General features: G+C 55.4%; 18 protein-coding genes. 9 read left to right on the top strand and 9 right to left on the bottom strand.

The genetic code is table 11. The annotated features are described in order from the left end of the window. The coding region (locus M7R55_RS10645; RefSeq protein ID WP_298220389.1) for an AsmA family protein at positions 1-1,348 on the bottom strand (1,348 nt) is incomplete at its 3' end. A gap of 217 nt (positions 1,349-1,565) precedes the next feature. On the opposite strand from M7R55_RS10645, the gene M7R55_RS10640 reads away from it, so the two are divergent. The 4 genes from M7R55_RS10640 to M7R55_RS10625 all read left to right on the top strand — a co-directional run bounded on the left by M7R55_RS10640 (position 1,566) and on the right by M7R55_RS10625 (position 3,482). Beyond that, entirely contained in the window at positions 1,566-1,793 is a 228-nt protein-coding gene (locus tag M7R55_RS10640) for a MoaD/ThiS family protein (RefSeq protein ID WP_298220388.1), read from the top strand. A gap of 10 nt (positions 1,794-1,803) precedes the next feature. Then, a complete protein-coding gene (locus M7R55_RS10635; protein WP_298220387.1) occupies positions 1,804-2,133 on the top strand; it encodes a hypothetical protein in 330 nt (109 codons plus the stop codon). 123 nt (positions 2,134-2,256) lie between these two features. Next, positions 2,257-2,568, top strand: a complete 312-nt coding sequence (locus tag M7R55_RS10630) for an isoamylase early set domain-containing protein (protein ID WP_298220386.1) — start codon at positions 2,257-2,259, stop codon at positions 2,566-2,568. 20 nt (positions 2,569-2,588) lie between these two features. Then, a complete protein-coding gene (locus tag M7R55_RS10625) occupies positions 2,589-3,482 on the top strand; it encodes a D-hexose-6-phosphate mutarotase (protein ID WP_298220385.1) in 894 nt (297 codons plus the stop codon). Here M7R55_RS10625 and M7R55_RS10620 read toward each other — a convergent pair. Together M7R55_RS10620 and M7R55_RS10615 are read right to left on the bottom strand one after the other, a co-directional pair. Next, the gene (locus M7R55_RS10620; protein ID WP_298220384.1) at positions 3,471-4,190 is read right to left on the bottom strand and encodes a hypothetical protein; all 720 of its coding nucleotides are present in this window, start codon (positions 4,188-4,190) and stop codon (positions 3,471-3,473) included. The genes M7R55_RS10625 and M7R55_RS10620 overlap by 12 nt on opposite strands. Positions 4,191-4,319: 129 nt before the next feature. Beyond that, on the bottom strand, positions 4,320-5,579 hold the full coding sequence (locus tag M7R55_RS10615; protein ID WP_298220383.1) for a 6-phosphofructokinase: 1,260 nt from the start codon (positions 5,577-5,579) through the stop codon (positions 4,320-4,322). Positions 5,580-5,675: 96 nt separating this feature from the next. On the opposite strand from M7R55_RS10615, the gene M7R55_RS10610 reads away from it, so the two are divergent. After that, complete coding sequence (locus tag M7R55_RS10610; protein ID WP_298220382.1) at positions 5,676-6,680, top strand: class 1 fructose-bisphosphatase; 1,005 nt, start codon at positions 5,676-5,678, stop codon at positions 6,678-6,680. A 10-nt stretch (positions 6,681-6,690) separates the two neighbouring features. On the opposite strand, the gene M7R55_RS10605 is transcribed toward M7R55_RS10610, so the two are convergent. Continuing rightward, a complete protein-coding gene (locus M7R55_RS10605; RefSeq protein ID WP_298220381.1) occupies positions 6,691-6,843 on the bottom strand; it encodes a hypothetical protein in 153 nt (50 codons plus the stop codon). 333 nt (positions 6,844-7,176) lie between these two features. On the opposite strand from M7R55_RS10605, the gene M7R55_RS10600 reads away from it, so the two are divergent. Then, the gene (locus M7R55_RS10600) at positions 7,177-8,040 is read left to right on the top strand and encodes a metallophosphoesterase (protein WP_298220380.1); all 864 of its coding nucleotides are present in this window, start codon (positions 7,177-7,179) and stop codon (positions 8,038-8,040) included. Positions 8,041-8,042: 2 nt separating this feature from the next. Next, a complete protein-coding gene (locus tag M7R55_RS10595) occupies positions 8,043-8,240 on the top strand; it encodes a hypothetical protein (RefSeq protein WP_298220379.1) in 198 nt (65 codons plus the stop codon). Here the strand turns inward: M7R55_RS10595 and rmuC are convergent. Both rmuC and purH read right to left on the bottom strand, forming a co-directional pair. Further along, positions 8,224-9,831, bottom strand: coding sequence for a DNA recombination protein RmuC (rmuC, locus tag M7R55_RS10590; RefSeq protein WP_298220378.1), 1,608 nt, complete (start codon positions 9,829-9,831; stop codon positions 8,224-8,226). The two genes, M7R55_RS10595 and rmuC, sit on opposite strands and share 17 nt — an antisense overlap. A 57-nt stretch (positions 9,832-9,888) precedes the next feature. Beyond that, positions 9,889-11,451: a bifunctional phosphoribosylaminoimidazolecarboxamide formyltransferase/IMP cyclohydrolase gene (gene purH / locus M7R55_RS10585; RefSeq protein ID WP_298220377.1), complete on the bottom strand. Its 1,563-nt coding sequence runs from the start codon at positions 11,449-11,451 to the stop codon at positions 9,889-9,891. A 320-nt stretch (positions 11,452-11,771) separates the two neighbouring features. Here purH and trmL point away from each other — a divergent pair, with 320 nt between their 5' ends. Continuing rightward, positions 11,772-12,251: a tRNA (uridine(34)/cytosine(34)/5-carboxymethylaminomethyluridine(34)-2'-O)-methyltransferase TrmL gene (gene trmL / locus M7R55_RS10580; protein ID WP_298220376.1), complete on the top strand. Its 480-nt coding sequence runs from the start codon at positions 11,772-11,774 to the stop codon at positions 12,249-12,251. Next, positions 12,248-12,976 carry a tRNA (N6-threonylcarbamoyladenosine(37)-N6)-methyltransferase TrmO gene (gene tsaA / locus M7R55_RS10575; RefSeq protein ID WP_298220375.1) on the top strand — a complete coding sequence of 243 codons (729 nt, stop codon included), beginning with the start codon at positions 12,248-12,250 and terminating at the stop codon, positions 12,974-12,976. Before trmL ends, tsaA begins: the two co-directional genes overlap by 4 nt. 259 nt (positions 12,977-13,235) lie before the next feature. On the opposite strand, the gene M7R55_RS10570 is transcribed toward tsaA, so the two are convergent. The 3 genes from M7R55_RS10570 to M7R55_RS10560 form a co-directional block, all read right to left on the bottom strand. Next, positions 13,236-14,240: an NAD(P)H-dependent glycerol-3-phosphate dehydrogenase gene (locus M7R55_RS10570; protein ID WP_298220374.1), complete on the bottom strand. Its 1,005-nt coding sequence runs from the start codon at positions 14,238-14,240 to the stop codon at positions 13,236-13,238. A 9-nt stretch (positions 14,241-14,249) separates the two neighbouring features. Continuing rightward, positions 14,250-14,744, bottom strand: a complete 495-nt coding sequence (secB, locus tag M7R55_RS10565) for a protein-export chaperone SecB (protein WP_298220373.1) — start codon at positions 14,742-14,744, stop codon at positions 14,250-14,252. A gap of 85 nt (positions 14,745-14,829) precedes the next feature. Continuing rightward, a partial coding sequence (locus M7R55_RS10560) for a thioredoxin domain-containing protein (protein WP_298220390.1) occupies positions 14,830-14,983 on the bottom strand: 154 nt, incomplete at its 5' end.

Below are 14,983 nucleotides of genomic sequence, written 5' to 3'. Positions count from 1 at the left end.
CACTGATGCCCACGGTACCGTTCAGGTCATGGCCATCCAGACTGAATACCAAATGATCCAGCATGGCCTGATTTGGTGTGACGCGCACATCGGCCTTCACCGCACATTGCGTCAGAGCCTTGTCCGACTGCATGGCCGGTACGCGATACTTGAGCGCTTCGGCAAGTTGGCGGGGATTGAACGGCATAATGGCTAACGGGCCTGTCACCGACAGGTTCTTGCCGAGGCCCGTGACATCCAACGAGGTTTTGACGACCAGTGGCGCCGATTCGATCTGCCAGTTCGGCAGGCTGATATTCCCCTTGTTCATATCCGCCGCCACGCCGCCATGGGCTGAAAAATCCAGTTCCCCCGTGTGCGAGGGAAAACCTTGGATTTTCCCGGCAAGCGATAACTTGTCACTCAAATACTGCCCCTTTTGCCAATCTGCCGAAAGCGCACCTTGGGCGGTCAACGCGGCATGCGTCAGACCAAATCCTTTTTCCAGACCTACGGTGGCATCCATTGCTGAAAGATTGACAGCATGCTTGGGCAAATCGACCGATACCTCGGGCACGGACAGATCAAGCTCGCTTTTCGCTGGTAGCGCGGCTGGATTATGTTGTGCATCGGGCACGACGCTGGCGTGAAATTTCAGGGATTTGGCAGAGAACTGTTCGCCGCTAGCCTTCATATCGAATGTGCTGCTCAGACGAACATCGCCCGTGAGCTTGCCCAACCTCGGATCTTGCGTGGCGTAACTGAAGTTCAGGGACATATCGACCGCCTGCCCAAGACGAATGGCGCCACTATCGAGATTGAGGTGTTGCAAGGCCAACGATTGCCCGGTAACAGCATCCTGCCAATCAAGGTTCGCGTCATTGATTTCCACGCCGCCGATGGCCAGAGCCGTTACTTTGTTCGAGGAGGAGGCCCCAGCCGCGCCGGATGGAGCGCCCGTCGATGGACGGGCCAGCAGATCCGCCCAATTGGTCACCCCGTTGCTGTTCCGAGCCAAATGGATGGTTGCTCCATCGAGGATGAGTTTCCCGACTTCAAATTGTCCCTTGAGCAGAGGGAGAAGCGCCGCTTTCACTTCGACCGTTTTAGCCGTCACCATATTCTTTTGCGCAAATCCCGGTGCATCACCCAGGGCGACATCCTGCACCGACACACCAAGCCACGGGAACAAGGTGAGATGAATCGGCCCACCTAGCTCAATCGTCCGCCCGGTCTTCTCTTGAACAATGCTGGCAATTTTATCTTTGTAGTCGTTGGGATCGAACGTGGCAACAAAGGCAACGGCAGCAATGAAGAGCACCAGAACAAGAGCAACAAACCACATCACAATTCGTTTGATCCACTTCATCACAGCACCATCTCCTTAGCGCCACGCCTCGTGGAACAGGCAGGGAATATTCTGACGAGGCATCGCGCAAAAAATGCAGAAAATTTCCGGCAAATTCTTTGCCTGAACGCGACTTTAGCAGACAATAAGACCTGACGAGGCATCCGGCAGAGAACAGTCGGAGTTTTTTCCGCCTCTTTTCCAGTCCATTCATCAAGATCGGGTACTAAAACGCTTCATGGGCATTACCATCAAACTTTTCGCCAGCCTGCGTGAGCAGTTCGCGCAGAATGAGCTGAAAACAACCGATACGCCAGCCACCGTACACGACGCCTGGCTGCGCATAACCGGAAAAGAGCGCCCGGCCAATATTCTGGCCGCGGTCAATCACGAATACGTCAACTTTGATCACCTCCTGCATGAAGGCGATGAAGTGGCGTTTTTCCCGCCGGTAACCGGTGGTTAGAGAGCAGAACATGACTCCAGAAATCCAACAGATGCTGGCACGCCGCCAACGATTCATCAAACGGTGGCCATCCATCGCCTTGATTGTTGCCTCCGTAACCTTGGGCTTTTATTTCTGGGCATTCATCAAGCAGCCCATTCTCGTAAACCCCGTTCATGTGGTTCATCTGATCCAGAACAACGCACTTGATAACGCGACTCAATCATTGCTCGCCATCGTTGCGCCGATGCTGTTTTTGACCATTGGAGCACTCCTTCTTTTGCTGCTCTTATTTGTGACTGTCGGTCTGATCAATGAAGGTCGTTTGATCCGTCTTCTAGAGCAAAAACTGGTGCCTTAAAGACTTTGCGTAAATCTTTATTTTTTGTGATCATTCTGTAAGAGAAAAAATGTAAAAAGGATCAGGAATTCAGATAGGCTCGATTCGACGATTTACTTCGATCTATTCCATGGAGAAAACAACATGTCTCTCACCAAGAAACCACTCAAAACCCGTCCGATATGTAAAGTCACCTTCACCCTGCCGTCGGCTTATGGAGCAGAGGCCAAGGCTGTTACCTTGGTTGGCGATTTCAACGAATGGTCACAAGAAAGCCATCCTCTGAAAAAGGCGAAAAGTGACGGGAGCTTCAGCATCACGGTTGATCTTCCCATCAACGAGAAATTCCAGTTTCGTTACCTGATCGATGGCACGACCTGGATCAACGATGATCAGGCAGACGAGTACACCCCTTCACCATTCGGTAACGAGAGCAACAGCGTCGTCCGCACCTGAAAAGCCCCGGGAGGATTAGCATGGACGCAGTTGAAACACTTAACCAAAAATTCGCAGATTGCGCTGGTCTTGAGTTCGTCAAGATCGGTGATCTTACCTTAGCGAAAATCGATACCCCGCTCACTCAGGCGACTGTAGCCGTACAGGGCGCGCAAATCATCGAATGGAAACCTACCCACGAAGACCAGCTTGTTGTCTGGCGGGCAAAAGAACCGACATATGAAGCAGGTAAATCAGTGCGGGGCGGCGTCCCCATCTGTTGGCCGTGGTTCGGCAATCATGCCAGTCTGACCATGGCACACGGGTTTGTGCGATTCAAGGATTGGATTCTGATGAATGCCCAATGCGACCCCGAGGGCCAGATTCACATGCACTGGCGGATCACAGATGATGCCGAGTCCCTGGCATTGTGGCCACACCGTTTCGAGTTGGATCTGATCATGCATATCGGTACCGAGCTGCGCATCCAACTGGTGACCCACAACACAGGCGACGACTCATTCAACATCACTCAGGGGCTACACACCTACCTGAATCTCGGCGATACGCGCAGCACGGTCATTCGCGGACTGGAAGGCGGGTACTACCTGGACAAGCTCAAAGGGTTCGCGCGCACACCGCAGGACGACCTTATCACCATCACCGGCCCAATGGATCGCATCTATTTCGGTACCACGCACACCGTTGAGGTGGAAGATTCCGAATTCAATAGAGTGATTGTCGTGGCCAAAGAAGGAAGTCATTCGACCGTCGTCTGGAACCCGGACGAAAATGTGCCATCTGGCATGCAGCCCGAAGAGTCGAGAAACATGGTCTGCGTTGAAGCAGTGAATGCCGCCGACGATACCGTATCAATCGCTCCGGGCGAACGCAAGATATTGGGCACCACAATATCTGTCCGATCAGTGGGTTGAGTCTTGACAATCCCTGCGCACCAGCGGGATCAGAGCAGATAGCGTTGCAGACGCATGACTGTGCGATCGAGCTGCTGTGACTCCAGCCGGGCCTAGATCGACGAACTCTGCTCCTATGATCCACTCCCTTTGGGAGACAATGCGCTGATTGCGAATCACAAGATTCACGGATAAGTTGGCAAACCCATCTATTGCCAATTTCACTGAAGGCAATCTTACACCCACATCCAAGGCTACTGCCTGATCGGGGCACAGTGCAACCGCACAACCACTGGCAGAAAGATCATCTATCCGCCCTACAAAGAGCGTACTCATTGTCGGCTGGAAAAACTCCACAACGCCGATAACATCGGGCGAAAGCCGTACCCGAAATACATTTCGGCGTTGCAAACGATCAATTTGATCAGGGTATGGGATTTCAAAGTACCGTTCGTTGCCTTCAATCCTCTCTTTGAGGTTATCAACATAAAACCATGAAACAAGCTGATCGATCATCGCCTGCACACGGATGCGGCCTGAAGCCTTAATGTGCCGCAGAGGGATTTCTTTAGGTTGATCGATCAAAAAACGACGGTTTTCCGGATCATTGGAAACCATCTGAACCGCGATCTGAAAATCTTCATCCCCTTTAGGAATCAACCAAAAATGCCCATGATCATCAAAATGTCGCGCGAGTATCTTGTCGATGAGGCGCGGACTTCGTGCCATAGTGATCGTATCTTGCTGGCTTATAAAGGCGTATACGGATAAGGTGCTCAAAGTTAAAAGAGCTGGCATAACGAGCCTTGCCCGCTAGGGGCAAGAAATCATCATCGCTTCGGCGATCCACCTCCAGAATCATCCCGGCTTCCCCCTCCACTCAGGCAACCGCTTGACCTCCAGTTCAAAGTTCAATTGCGCGAATACAGGCAAACCGTTTCTGAACGGAGGCAGGTCCTCACCCTGAATGAGTGGCTGCAGGTAGCGTCGTGCCGCATCTGTAATGCCGTAGCCATCGGCCCGAATATAAGCCGGTGGCACCGGCAACTCGACATCGGCCACATCATCGAGTGGCACCGCGCCCAGCGACCAGAGATAAGGCTCGTCTGACAACCGTTGAATGGACACCATCACATCCGACTGCCCCGCCATGACATAAGTGACGGCTGCCGCACCGCAGGCATAAGCCTGATCGACATCGATTCTGGAAGCGAGATGGCGTGCAGAACGTTGAAAATAATCTGAAACTGCCCAATGGGTTTTATACCCAAGCACTCGACACATTGTGGCAATTTTTGGAGCCATACCGCCCAATTGCTCATGGCCGAACGTCTCACTGGTTTGCTCCTGCGCGCAGAAGGTTCCGTCACTGCATAGCAATCCTTCTGCCGCGACAACGATACAAGAACCATACTGCTGAACACGTGACTGTAGGGCTTCAAGAAAGCCCGCGGGATCGAACGGTTGCTCTGGAAACAGAAGCAATAATGGTGAGTCGTCCGTGTCGAATGCCAGTCCAGACGCCGCAGCCAGCCAACCCGCATGGCGGCCCATGACCTCCAGCACAAAGACTTTGGTTGAAGTCCCAGACATGGCGGCAAGGTCACGCGCCACTTCCCGGATACTAGTGGCAATGTATTTTGCCGCCGAACCGAACCCGGGGCTTGTGTCGGTCATGGGCAGATCGTTATCGATGGTTTTGGGCACGCCGATGACGGTCAGATCAAGGTTCCGGGCACGGGCGAATCGGGCCACCTTGGCCGCAGTTAACATCGAGCCGCCCCCGCCGTTATAGATAAAGGTACCTATGTCATGCGCATGGATCACATCGAGTAACCGTTCGTACTGCTCCGGGTGCGTATCCGGCTCACCCAGATCGGCTCGACAAGATCCAAATGCGCCGCCAGGGGTATAGCGCAACGCTGCAATTTCCGACGGACTTACAAGCGACAGGTCATACAACTCTTCGCGCAGAATCCCCAGAATCCCGTCGCGTGCCGCAAATACCTTGCCGAAGTGCTCCGGGTGCCTCTGTGCCGTTTCAATCACGCCGCAGGCACTGGCATTGATGACCGCGGTAACTCCACCAGACTGCGCATACAAAACGTTGTGTGACATAGAACCTCGGAGTTTCGATTGTGGCATGGTAGACATAAGGCTATTATGCACAATGATTATCAAGACCATATTGCAACTTATCTTAAGGAGTTCAGGATGCAGATCGGCACCAGCCTCACCCATTGTTTAATCGAAAAACAGCAAGCTCACCCAGATGCGTCTGGTGAATTCACACTCCTGATGAATGATATCGTCAGCGCGTGCAAGGTCATTTCCAGCTATGTCAACAAAGGCAACCTGATCGGCATTCTGGGCTCGGCAGAAACGGAAAACATTCAAGGTGAAACCCAGAAAAAACTCGACATCATTTCCAATGATGTGTTCACCAACACCCTGATGCATGGCACACAGGTTGCCGCCCTGGCGTCAGAGGAAATGGACGAGGTGTACCATCTGCCGGCCAACGCCAAGCGGGGCAAGTACCTCTGTGTTTATGATCCTTTGGATGGGTCTTCGAACATCGATGTGAATGTCACTGTCGGCACGATCTTCTCGGTCTTGCGGGCACCCGAGGGCGTTGAAAACCCGAGCGAGCAGGATTTTCTGCAACCGGGCACCACGCAGGTGGCCGCTGGATACTGCATCTATGGCCCATCGACCATCATGGTGCTGACCACTGGTCAGGGTGTAAACGGATTCACGCTGGACATGGACATCGGCGAGTTCAAACTGACACACCCAAACATCATCATTCCGGAAGACACCAAGGAATTTGCCATCAACATGTCGAACCAGCGCTTCTGGGATGCGCCGGTCAAACGCTACATTGATGAATGCCTGATCGGTAAAGAAGGCCCGCGCGGCAAAGACTTCAACATGCGCTGGGTGGCATCCATGGTGGCCGAGGTGCATCGTATCCTGACCCGCGGTGGCGTATTCCTGTACCCCATCGACAGCAAGATTCGCGCACAGGGCGGCAAGCTGCGTTTGATGTACGAAGCAAACCCGATGGCCATGATCGTAGAACAGGCCGGTGGTATGGCGATCACAGGCCCTGAGCGCATCCTCGATATCAAGCCACATAAACTGCACCAGCGAGTTCCGGTCATCCTCGGCTCCAAGAACGAAGTGCAGGTGCTGTCGGATTACCATAAAGCCTGATTGCGGCTGGTCAGCAGTCAGAAAGACGTTCTGACCACCAAGTATTAGCATAAACAAAAAGCCCCGTTTGACGGGGCTTTTTCATGCATGGAATAAACCAGAAAAGATTATTTTTGCGAAAACTGTCCAGTTGATCAATCGTCTTCAACTCTTCAAGTTTCATGCTAGCTCTCATCCCTCCATCTTGAACCGAGCCTGATCCCGTTGCAGCTCACTCAAGACTCATTCCATGTTAGAAACAAGTTTCACTCTTCAAACTCATTTCATATTGGACAAGGCTCACTCTTGACGTGCTTCTCTATAGCGTCCATACTCGGCGAAATTCTTATTTCAATGCTGGCCACGTTTTATTTGTATCGTGGCTAGGATTACTGTTGTTCTTCCATGGCTTTATTCCTTTCAACTCACTGGAAAGGAACGTCGCTGAACGTTGTTAATCCCTACTTGCATGACCATTTTCGTGACTAAGCGATAATCAATCGATTGATTTTTATTAATGACTTTATTTAAACAGCTCCTCAATAATCCGAATGGGCGGGATTTTGTGGTTGGCGATATTCATGGCCACTTGGCACGGCTGGAAAAGGCACTGGATTATCACCTATTCAAGCCGGAGTCCGATCGCCTGATTGCCGTGGGCGATTTAATTAATCGTGGAAACGATTCCCTGAACACGCTGCGGCTGCTGTCTGAGCCGTGGTTCTTTTCAGTGGCCGGCAACCATGAACGCATGATCAGCCAGCATCGTCAGGCGCTCACGCGCAGACAACTCACTGCGGACGAGCGGCAGAAAATGGCTTCCATCGGCGCACAATGGTTACTGGATGCCTATGATTCTCTCAATGAGGACAAATGGGCCGATCTGATTACCGAAATCATGAATCTAATCGGCCAGATGCCACTGATGATTCAGGTTGGTAATGGCTCCGGAGCGGTGGGTGTCATTCATGCCGAACTACCCGACTGGGACTGGAACCGTAGTGTTACGCGACTGGAGCGGATCAAGAAAGTAAAATTCTGGGACCAACCCCGCGATGAGCCAAGCATCGATTCGATTCTACGGGGGTCTTCGCAGCTTCAATCGTTCATGAACGGCGAGCAGGATGATCGCCACATAAGCGGTATTGCCTGGGTGATTCAGGGTCATAGTGTCCTGACTGCGCCCAAGCGTGCCGGTAACCGGCTATGGATTGACACCGGCGCTTATGAAAATCAGCCGTCGCGTGGTTTGACGATTGCCGAACTCGGGTCGGTGCTCACGGTGACCACCCATTTCAGGGATTTACGGATTCGCACGGAGCGATTCAATCTGACGCCACAACCCCGTTTCCATTCTGTTTTGATGAGCCAATCGCATTGAAAATGAACCTGAACACCGAATTGAATGCCCTGTCCACCCAAGAACTCGAACAGTTGATCGAGGCCATTGCCGCCAAATTGACCGAGCGTAGCGCCAAACCAGTCAAACCACTGGATGAGCAAGAGATCGTGCAGGTGCTCTCATTTGAGCTCAAGCGACATCGCAAGCAAAAAGACGAAGTGTTCAATCCTTTTGTGTGATTGCGACTGAATCCGTACCGGTCAATTCCTGAGTAGTCAATTCTTGGGCAGTGAGCGGTCGGGTTTCCGTGGTTAACGGCGTCAGGCTCGGTAAATCTTCCTTATCACTACGCACGGCACCAAGTTCCCTGAATCGGCGCGCCGTGGGCAGCACCCGCCCCTCGAGCGAACCCACCGACTGGTTGAACGCGCCCACAGCCTGGTCCAGATATTTCCCCACTTTCTGCCAATGCTGGGCCAGTGTGCCCATGCGCTCGTACAGGTCGCGCCCCAGTTCAGCCATTTCCTGCGCGTTTTTCGCCAGCGCTTCCTGCCGCCAACCGTAGGACACGGCCTTCAGGAGCGCGATCAAGGTGGTCGGACTCGCGGGAATCACCCGTTTCTCCGCGCCGAACTCGATCAGCGTCGGGTCCTGCATCAGGGCGGCGGAGAAAAACACCTCGCCCGGCACAAACAGCACCACAAACTCCGGCGTGGGGCTGAACTGATCGAAGTATTCCTTTTTGCTCAACTGACTGATGTGGGTGCGCACCTGACGGGCGTGATCCTGCAAGGCTGCGGCACGCGCCTCATCCGAAGAGGCTTCCATCGCCTGCAAATAGGCATTCAGCGGAGCCTTCGCATCCACCACGACCTGACGTCCGCCGGGCAGGTGCACGATCATGTCGGGCCGCAAACGGCCAGCGGTATCGGATTGGCTGACCTGTTCCTCGAAATCACAGTGTTCCAGCATGCCGGCCAGCTCGACCACCCGCTTGAGCTGAACCTCGCCCCAGCGCCCGCGTGTCTGCGGTTGGCGGAGTGCGCGCACCAAATCGGCGGTTTCGCGGTGCAGTTTGGGTAGGTGGATTTGCAGTAAATCGGTGATTTGCTGGTTCATCGCGCCATAGGCATTGGTGCGCGCCTGCTCCAGCGAATTGAGCTTCACATCGAATTGCTCCAGTCGCTCGCGGATGGGTTGGGTCAACTGAACGATGGCTTCCTGGCGTTTGCTCAGATCTTGCGCGGCGCCTGCCTGAAAACGGGAGAGATTCTCCTCGGCCAGTTTCAGGAAGGATTCGTTATTGGCGCGCAGCGCATCGGCGGAAAGTGCCTGAAAGGCCTGCTGCAACTGGACTTGTGCCTGATCGATCAAGGCCAGCTTCTCTGCTGCGGCACGGCGCTCCTGAGCTAATCGCTCCTGCAACTCGGCCTGCTCGGCAGTCTGGGTTTGCACTTGTCGCAACAGCTCGCCGATCCGTTGCTCGGATAGCTGGCGTTCGCTCGCCCGCTCGGCCAGTACACCGGACAATTGTTCGCTCAGTGCGCTCAAAGTCGCCTGACTGCGCGCCAGTTCGGTCGAGGCCGCCGCCAGATCACGCTGTGCTTGCCGAGCTGCCAGTTCCTGCTCGGTGGCCTCGTGCCGGGACTCGGCCAAAGCCACGTTCAGGCGTTCGATTTCCTCCGCGGCCGATTGGCGATGCTGCCTGGCCCGCTGCGCCAATAACAGCCAAACAAAAAGCAATGCGACCACAAGCAATGCCGTCGAAGCCAGCCCCGCCCAGGCCCAAACTGGCGGCAAATTGGGCAATTGCGCGAAGAATGAGCTCATAAATTACCCCGGTCCTTTTGGCGATTAAAAGCGCTGCGCATCGGACTCATACGGCGGTCAGTGACGGAAATGACGTATGCCGGTAAAGACCATGGCAATACCGTGTTCGTTGGCCGCGTCGATCACTTCCTGATCGCGCATCGATCCGCCCGGCTGAATCACCGCACGGATGCCAACGGCCGCCGCCGCGTCAATCCCGTCACGGAACGGGAAGAAGGCATCGGAGGCCATCACGGAACCGGCGACCGGCAGGCCGGCATCTTCGGCCTTGATTGCCGCGATGCGGGCAGAATACACCCGGCTCATCTGACCGGCACCCACGCCGATCGTCTGCTCGCCACTGGCGTAAATGATGGCATTGGATTTCACGAACTTGGCGACCTGCCAGGCAAAGAGCAGATCACGCAACTCTTCAGGAGTCGGCTGACGCTCGGAGACAACCGTCAGATCCCGCGCCGTGATCCGCGCCGCGTCGTTATCCTGCACCAGCAGGCCACCATGCACGCGCTTGAAATCCAGCCGGGCCGGGCTGACCGATGGCCATTGGCCGACAGTCAACACCCGTACATTCGGTTTGGCGGCTAACTCGATTTGCGCTTCCGGTGAAATTTCCGGTGCGATGACCACTTCGACGAACTGCCGCTCGACGATGGTGCGCGCGGTGTGACCGTCCAACGGGCGGTTGAAGGCAATGATGCCGCCGAAGGCAGAGGTCGGGTCGGTCGCATAGGCACGGTCGTACGCCACGGTCAGGTCTTCCGCCACGGCCACGCCGCAGGGATTCGCGTGCTTGACGATCACGCAGGCCGGTTCGGCAAACTGCTTCACGCACTCAAGCGCCGCGTCGGAGTCGGCAATATTGTTGTACGACAATGCCTTGCCCTGAATCATGTGCGCGGCGGCGATGCTGCCAACCGGCGGCGTATGTTCCACGTAAAAAGCAGCTTCCTGATGCGGGTTTTCGCCGTAGCGTAAATCCTGCGCTTTTTTCAATTGCAGGTTGAAGGTCGGCGCAAAGGCATTGCCGCTGACCATCTTGCCGAAATAGTCGGCGATCATGCCGTCGTAATGCGCGGTGTGCTCGAAGGCACGCACGGCCAGCTCAAAACGGGTTTGCGCCTCGATCCCGCCCGCATCGATTTCGCCCAGAACGCGGTCGTAATCGGCCGGATCGACGATAATCGCAACATCTTGATGATTTTTCGCCGCCGCACGTACCATAGCCGGGCCACCGATGTCGATGTTTTCCACGGCATCATCAAATGGGCAGTTCGGCTTGGCGACGGTTTCGGCGAACGGGTAGAGATTCACGACCACGATGTCGATCGGCTCGATGCCGTGCTCGGCCATCACGGCATCGTCCTCACCGCGACGAGCCAGAATGCCGCCATGAATCTTCGGGTTCAGTGTCTTGACCCGTCCCGCCATCATCTCGGGGAAACCGGTCACATCGGCCACTTCGGTCACGGGAAGGCCCGCATCGCGCAGCAGGCGGGCCGTCCCGCCAGTGGAAATCAACGCCACGCCATGCCGATTCAGACTGTGAGCGAATGCCAGCAGGCCGGTTTTATCCGAAACACTCAACAAGGCGCGGCGCGGGGTGATGCGGATATTTTTCATGGGTGACATCCTGAATTTTGGCTGAATCATGCGAAAAAGAAAGTGAAGTGGGCGGCATTTTACACCAGCCAAGGCAGCACTCAGCCAAATTGCATTTGTGCGGGCCTTCCTTAGGGGAAATCGGCTGCAAATCCATCTGGACGGCTCATGTTTCACCGCTTTTTTGGGCAATAGAGCCCACTATTTCCCTGCAAAAGCGGCAAACTCTGCCCTCGCGCAGCTCGATTTTCGCTACGATTCCTAAAGTCCAACGGGCTCTTAGATTTTTCAACGCAATAATTGGACGACATGTTGCCAAAGGCACAGGATAATCCCGCTCTATGATCGACGTTGTTTTGTTTGAGCCAGAAATCCCACCGAATACCGGCAACATCATTCGTCTGTGTGCCAACACGGGCGTGCGGCTGCATCTGGTCGAACCACTGGGTTTTTCGATGGAGAGCAAGGCACTGCGGCGCGCCGGTCTCGATTATCACGAGTTTGCAGAAGTCACCGTCCATGCGAGCTGGGCCGCTTTACGCACGGCATTGAGTGGGCGTCGGCTGTTCGCACTCACCACCAAGGGGGGCACCCCGTTTCACCGCACCCGGTTTGAAGTGGGCGACGCGCTGGTTTTCGGGCCGGAAACCCGGGGCCTGCCGCCTGAAATACTGGCCGAGTTTGAACCCGGTTCACGCCTTCGCCTGCCCATGAAGCCCTACTCCCGCAGCTTGAATCTATCGAACACCGTGGCCATTGCCGTTTATGAAGTCTGGCGGCAACTGGATTTTGCCGGGGCGACGGATACCGACCGACCATGACATCACCTACCCTTGAAATCACCCCAATCGCGACCATTGATAGTCCGTTCAAGAGTCGCTTCGGTATACCGCGGCAATCGGGGCTGGTGCCTGATGCCATCGGCTGGATCGAGCCACACGCACCCTGGCATCGTGCCGAAGCTTGGGCGGGAATCGAGCAATACACGCATCTGTGGTTGATCTGGCAGGTGCATGATCGGCCACACCAACCGGTGTCCAGCGTGCGACCTCCGCGATTGGGTGGTAATGCCCGTCTCGGTGTCTTCGCCACGCGTTCGCCCGCGCGCCCAAATCCCTTGGGGCTTTCCTTGGTGCGTTTGCTCGCGGTCGAACACCATGCCGGCCGGGTGCGAATTCGTGTCGGCGGACTGGATTTGCTCGACGGCACGCCGATCATCGACATCAAGCCGCATATCGCATTCACCGACTGCCCGGCTGCTTCACACAGCGGATTTGCACAGCACGAACCCGAGCGGTTGCGGGTGGATTGGTCCACCTTGCCGAGTGGCGAAGCGCTCAGGCTCACCGACCATCAGCGTCTGGTGATCACGCAAACCCTGTCGCTTGATCCAAGACCGGCGTTCCATGACGATCCCGAGCGTGTTTATGGTTGCCCATTGTTTGAATTTGATGTGCAGTTTCGGGTCGAGAATGGCACGTTGTACGTGTTGGGATTAAACCCTATGTGCGGCGATCCGCACCACAAGGCGCCCCAAATAACCTAACCCGCAACCCGCGGCATAAAACAACACCAGCGTGGGTAAACCAATCCATAAATAAGCTTCGGTCCAACCGAGTCCATATAAACAGTGCCGCAACCCTAACGCATCCAGCCCACCCATCTGAAGAGCCAAAGGCAATTGCAGGAAAACAAAACGGCCCTTTGTGTCGCCGCCTGCGTTAGATGCAACAACAAAACACGCGATAATGATAGCGACATAGAGGCCAGCCAAAACCAAGCCGGTTTTACAGTGGCGCACTAGACTAAATCTCCTGATGGCGGGGTTCACGCGCCAGAATCTGGCTGACGGCCTCCCGCGCCAGAACCCCTTCGTAGAGCACCTGATACACCGCATGCACAATCGGCATGTCCACTTGGTAACGCCCGGCAAGACGCTCGCCTTCGGCGGCCGCGCCGATTCCTTCGACGGACTGGCCGATTGCCGCCACGGCCTCTTCACGGGTATATCCCTGTGCCAACTTCAGGCCGAAGCGGCGATTGCGCGACTGATCGTCCGTACAGGTTAACACCAGATCGCCCACGCCCGCCAAGCCCATGAACGTTTCCGGTTTGGCGCCCGCTGCCGCGCCAAGGCGCATCAACTCAGCTAACCCCCGGGTTATCAATGCCGCCCGGGCATTGGCACCAAAACCAAAGCCATCGGCCACACCCGCCGCAATGGCCAGTACATTTTTGAGTCCACCGGCAATTTCGACGCCGATGACATCGTCAGTCGGATAGGTACGCAGGGTTGGATTGCGCAGCGTGGCGGCGATCCGTTCAGCAGCTTGTGCGTGCACGCTGGCCACGGTAATAGCGGAGGGTTTTGCCGTGGCCACTTCATGCGCGAAGGTCGGGCCGGATACCGCGACAAAAGGGTGTTCAGGAAGGCAGGAGGAAACCATCTGACTGATTTGCCGCCCGGTACCCTGCTCAAAGCCCTTGGACGCGTTCACGACGATGGCATCATGAGGAAACTGTGAGGCGTGGTCACTCAGAAAATCGGCCAGTACCTTGGTCGGCAATACCAACCAGACCTGCTCGGCCGCGTTTAACGCGAATGGGAGATCAGCAGTGATCTGCAAGGATGCGGGAAAAGGGCAATCCGGCAAATAACGGGCATTTACGCGATCCTGCTGGCTGCGCTCGGCCAACCCTGAATCGCGCGCCCACAGGGAGACATTGTGCCCGTTCCTGGCCAACACAATGGCCAGCGCGGTACCCCAGGAACCTGCGCCCAGTACCGCGATCGACACCTGCGCGCTCATTGCGGAACCTTACTGCGGGCGACCCTGCGCCTGTTCGAGCTGTTCCTGCAGATGCTGCGCATACAGTTGATCGAAATTGATCGGCTGCAAGACAAGTTGCGGGAAGCCGCCTTTCATCACCAGATCAGAGACGGTTTCACGGATATAAGGCTGCAACAGGTTGGGGCAGTACGCACCCAGAATCTGCTGTGTATTTTCATCATCGAAACCGGCCACGGTAAAGATCCCCGCGTATTGCACTTCGGCCAGGTAGATGGTTTCTTCGTTGTGGACAGCCGTGGCCGTGATGGTCAGCGCGGTTTCGAACACACCCTCACCGAGCTTGCGCGCGTTGTTGGCGACCTGAATATTGACCTCGGGAGACCACTCTGTCGCCACGAAAATGTCCGGTGCCTGCGGGGATTCGAACGACACGTCCTTCAGATAAATCTTCTGAATCGCAAATTGCTGCTCTACTGCCCCATCTTGCGTGGCGGCGTGATCGTTATTGGTCTGTTCGGCCATGGAAACAACTCCCTATGCATGAGATAAAAATAAAACCGTTATACCCGGTCGTTATGCCAACCGGATGACAAATGAAATTTCAGAATTAGAGCGCGCCCTGCTGTTGCAGCCAGCCTTCCAGCGCCTGCAACGGCATGGCACCGGACGTGCGCGCCACTTCCTGTCCACCGCGGAACAGGACCAGGGTCGGAATGCTGCGAATACCGAAACGCGCGGCTGTTTGCGGCGCCTGTTCCGTT

It is taken from the genome of Halothiobacillus sp., from assembly GCF_027346185.1.
GTDB lineage: Bacteria > Pseudomonadota > Gammaproteobacteria > Halothiobacillales > Halothiobacillaceae > Halothiobacillus.
Note: the sequence above shows the minus strand (reverse complement) of the source record. Positions and strands in the feature narration are given on the sequence as shown.

Excerpts from the sequence above, each read along its gene's own strand:
- M7R55_RS10640 (WP_298220388.1), top strand. The coding sequence starts at position 1,566 with ATGGGCATTACCATCAAACTTTTCGCCAGCCTGCGTGAGCAGTTCGCG.
- tsaA (WP_298220375.1), top strand. The coding sequence starts at position 12,248 with ATGACATCACCTACCCTTGAAATCACCCCAATCGCGACCATTGATAGT.
- purH (WP_298220377.1), bottom strand. The coding sequence starts at position 11,451 with ATGAAAAATATCCGCATCACCCCGCGCCGCGCCTTGTTGAGTGTTTCG.
- M7R55_RS10595 (WP_298220379.1), top strand. The coding sequence starts at position 8,043 with ATGAACCTGAACACCGAATTGAATGCCCTGTCCACCCAAGAACTCGAA.
- rmuC (WP_298220378.1), bottom strand. The coding sequence starts at position 9,831 with ATGAGCTCATTCTTCGCGCAATTGCCCAATTTGCCGCCAGTTTGGGCC.
- M7R55_RS10630 (WP_298220386.1), top strand. The coding sequence starts at position 2,257 with ATGTCTCTCACCAAGAAACCACTCAAAACCCGTCCGATATGTAAAGTC.
- trmL (WP_298220376.1), top strand. The coding sequence starts at position 11,772 with ATGATCGACGTTGTTTTGTTTGAGCCAGAAATCCCACCGAATACCGGC.
- M7R55_RS10620 (WP_298220384.1), bottom strand. The coding sequence starts at position 4,190 with ATGGCACGAAGTCCGCGCCTCATCGACAAGATACTCGCGCGACATTTT.
- M7R55_RS10610 (WP_298220382.1), top strand. The coding sequence starts at position 5,676 with ATGCAGATCGGCACCAGCCTCACCCATTGTTTAATCGAAAAACAGCAA.
- M7R55_RS10605 (WP_298220381.1), bottom strand. The coding sequence starts at position 6,843 with ATGAAACTTGAAGAGTTGAAGACGATTGATCAACTGGACAGTTTTCGC.
- M7R55_RS10635 (WP_298220387.1), top strand. The coding sequence starts at position 1,804 with ATGACTCCAGAAATCCAACAGATGCTGGCACGCCGCCAACGATTCATC.
- M7R55_RS10625 (WP_298220385.1), top strand. The coding sequence starts at position 2,589 with ATGGACGCAGTTGAAACACTTAACCAAAAATTCGCAGATTGCGCTGGT.
- secB (WP_298220373.1), bottom strand. The coding sequence starts at position 14,744 with ATGGCCGAACAGACCAATAACGATCACGCCGCCACGCAAGATGGGGCA.
- M7R55_RS10615 (WP_298220383.1), bottom strand. The coding sequence starts at position 5,579 with ATGTCACACAACGTTTTGTATGCGCAGTCTGGTGGAGTTACCGCGGTC.
- M7R55_RS10600 (WP_298220380.1), top strand. The coding sequence starts at position 7,177 with ATGACTTTATTTAAACAGCTCCTCAATAATCCGAATGGGCGGGATTTT.
- M7R55_RS10570 (WP_298220374.1), bottom strand. The coding sequence starts at position 14,240 with ATGAGCGCGCAGGTGTCGATCGCGGTACTGGGCGCAGGTTCCTGGGGT.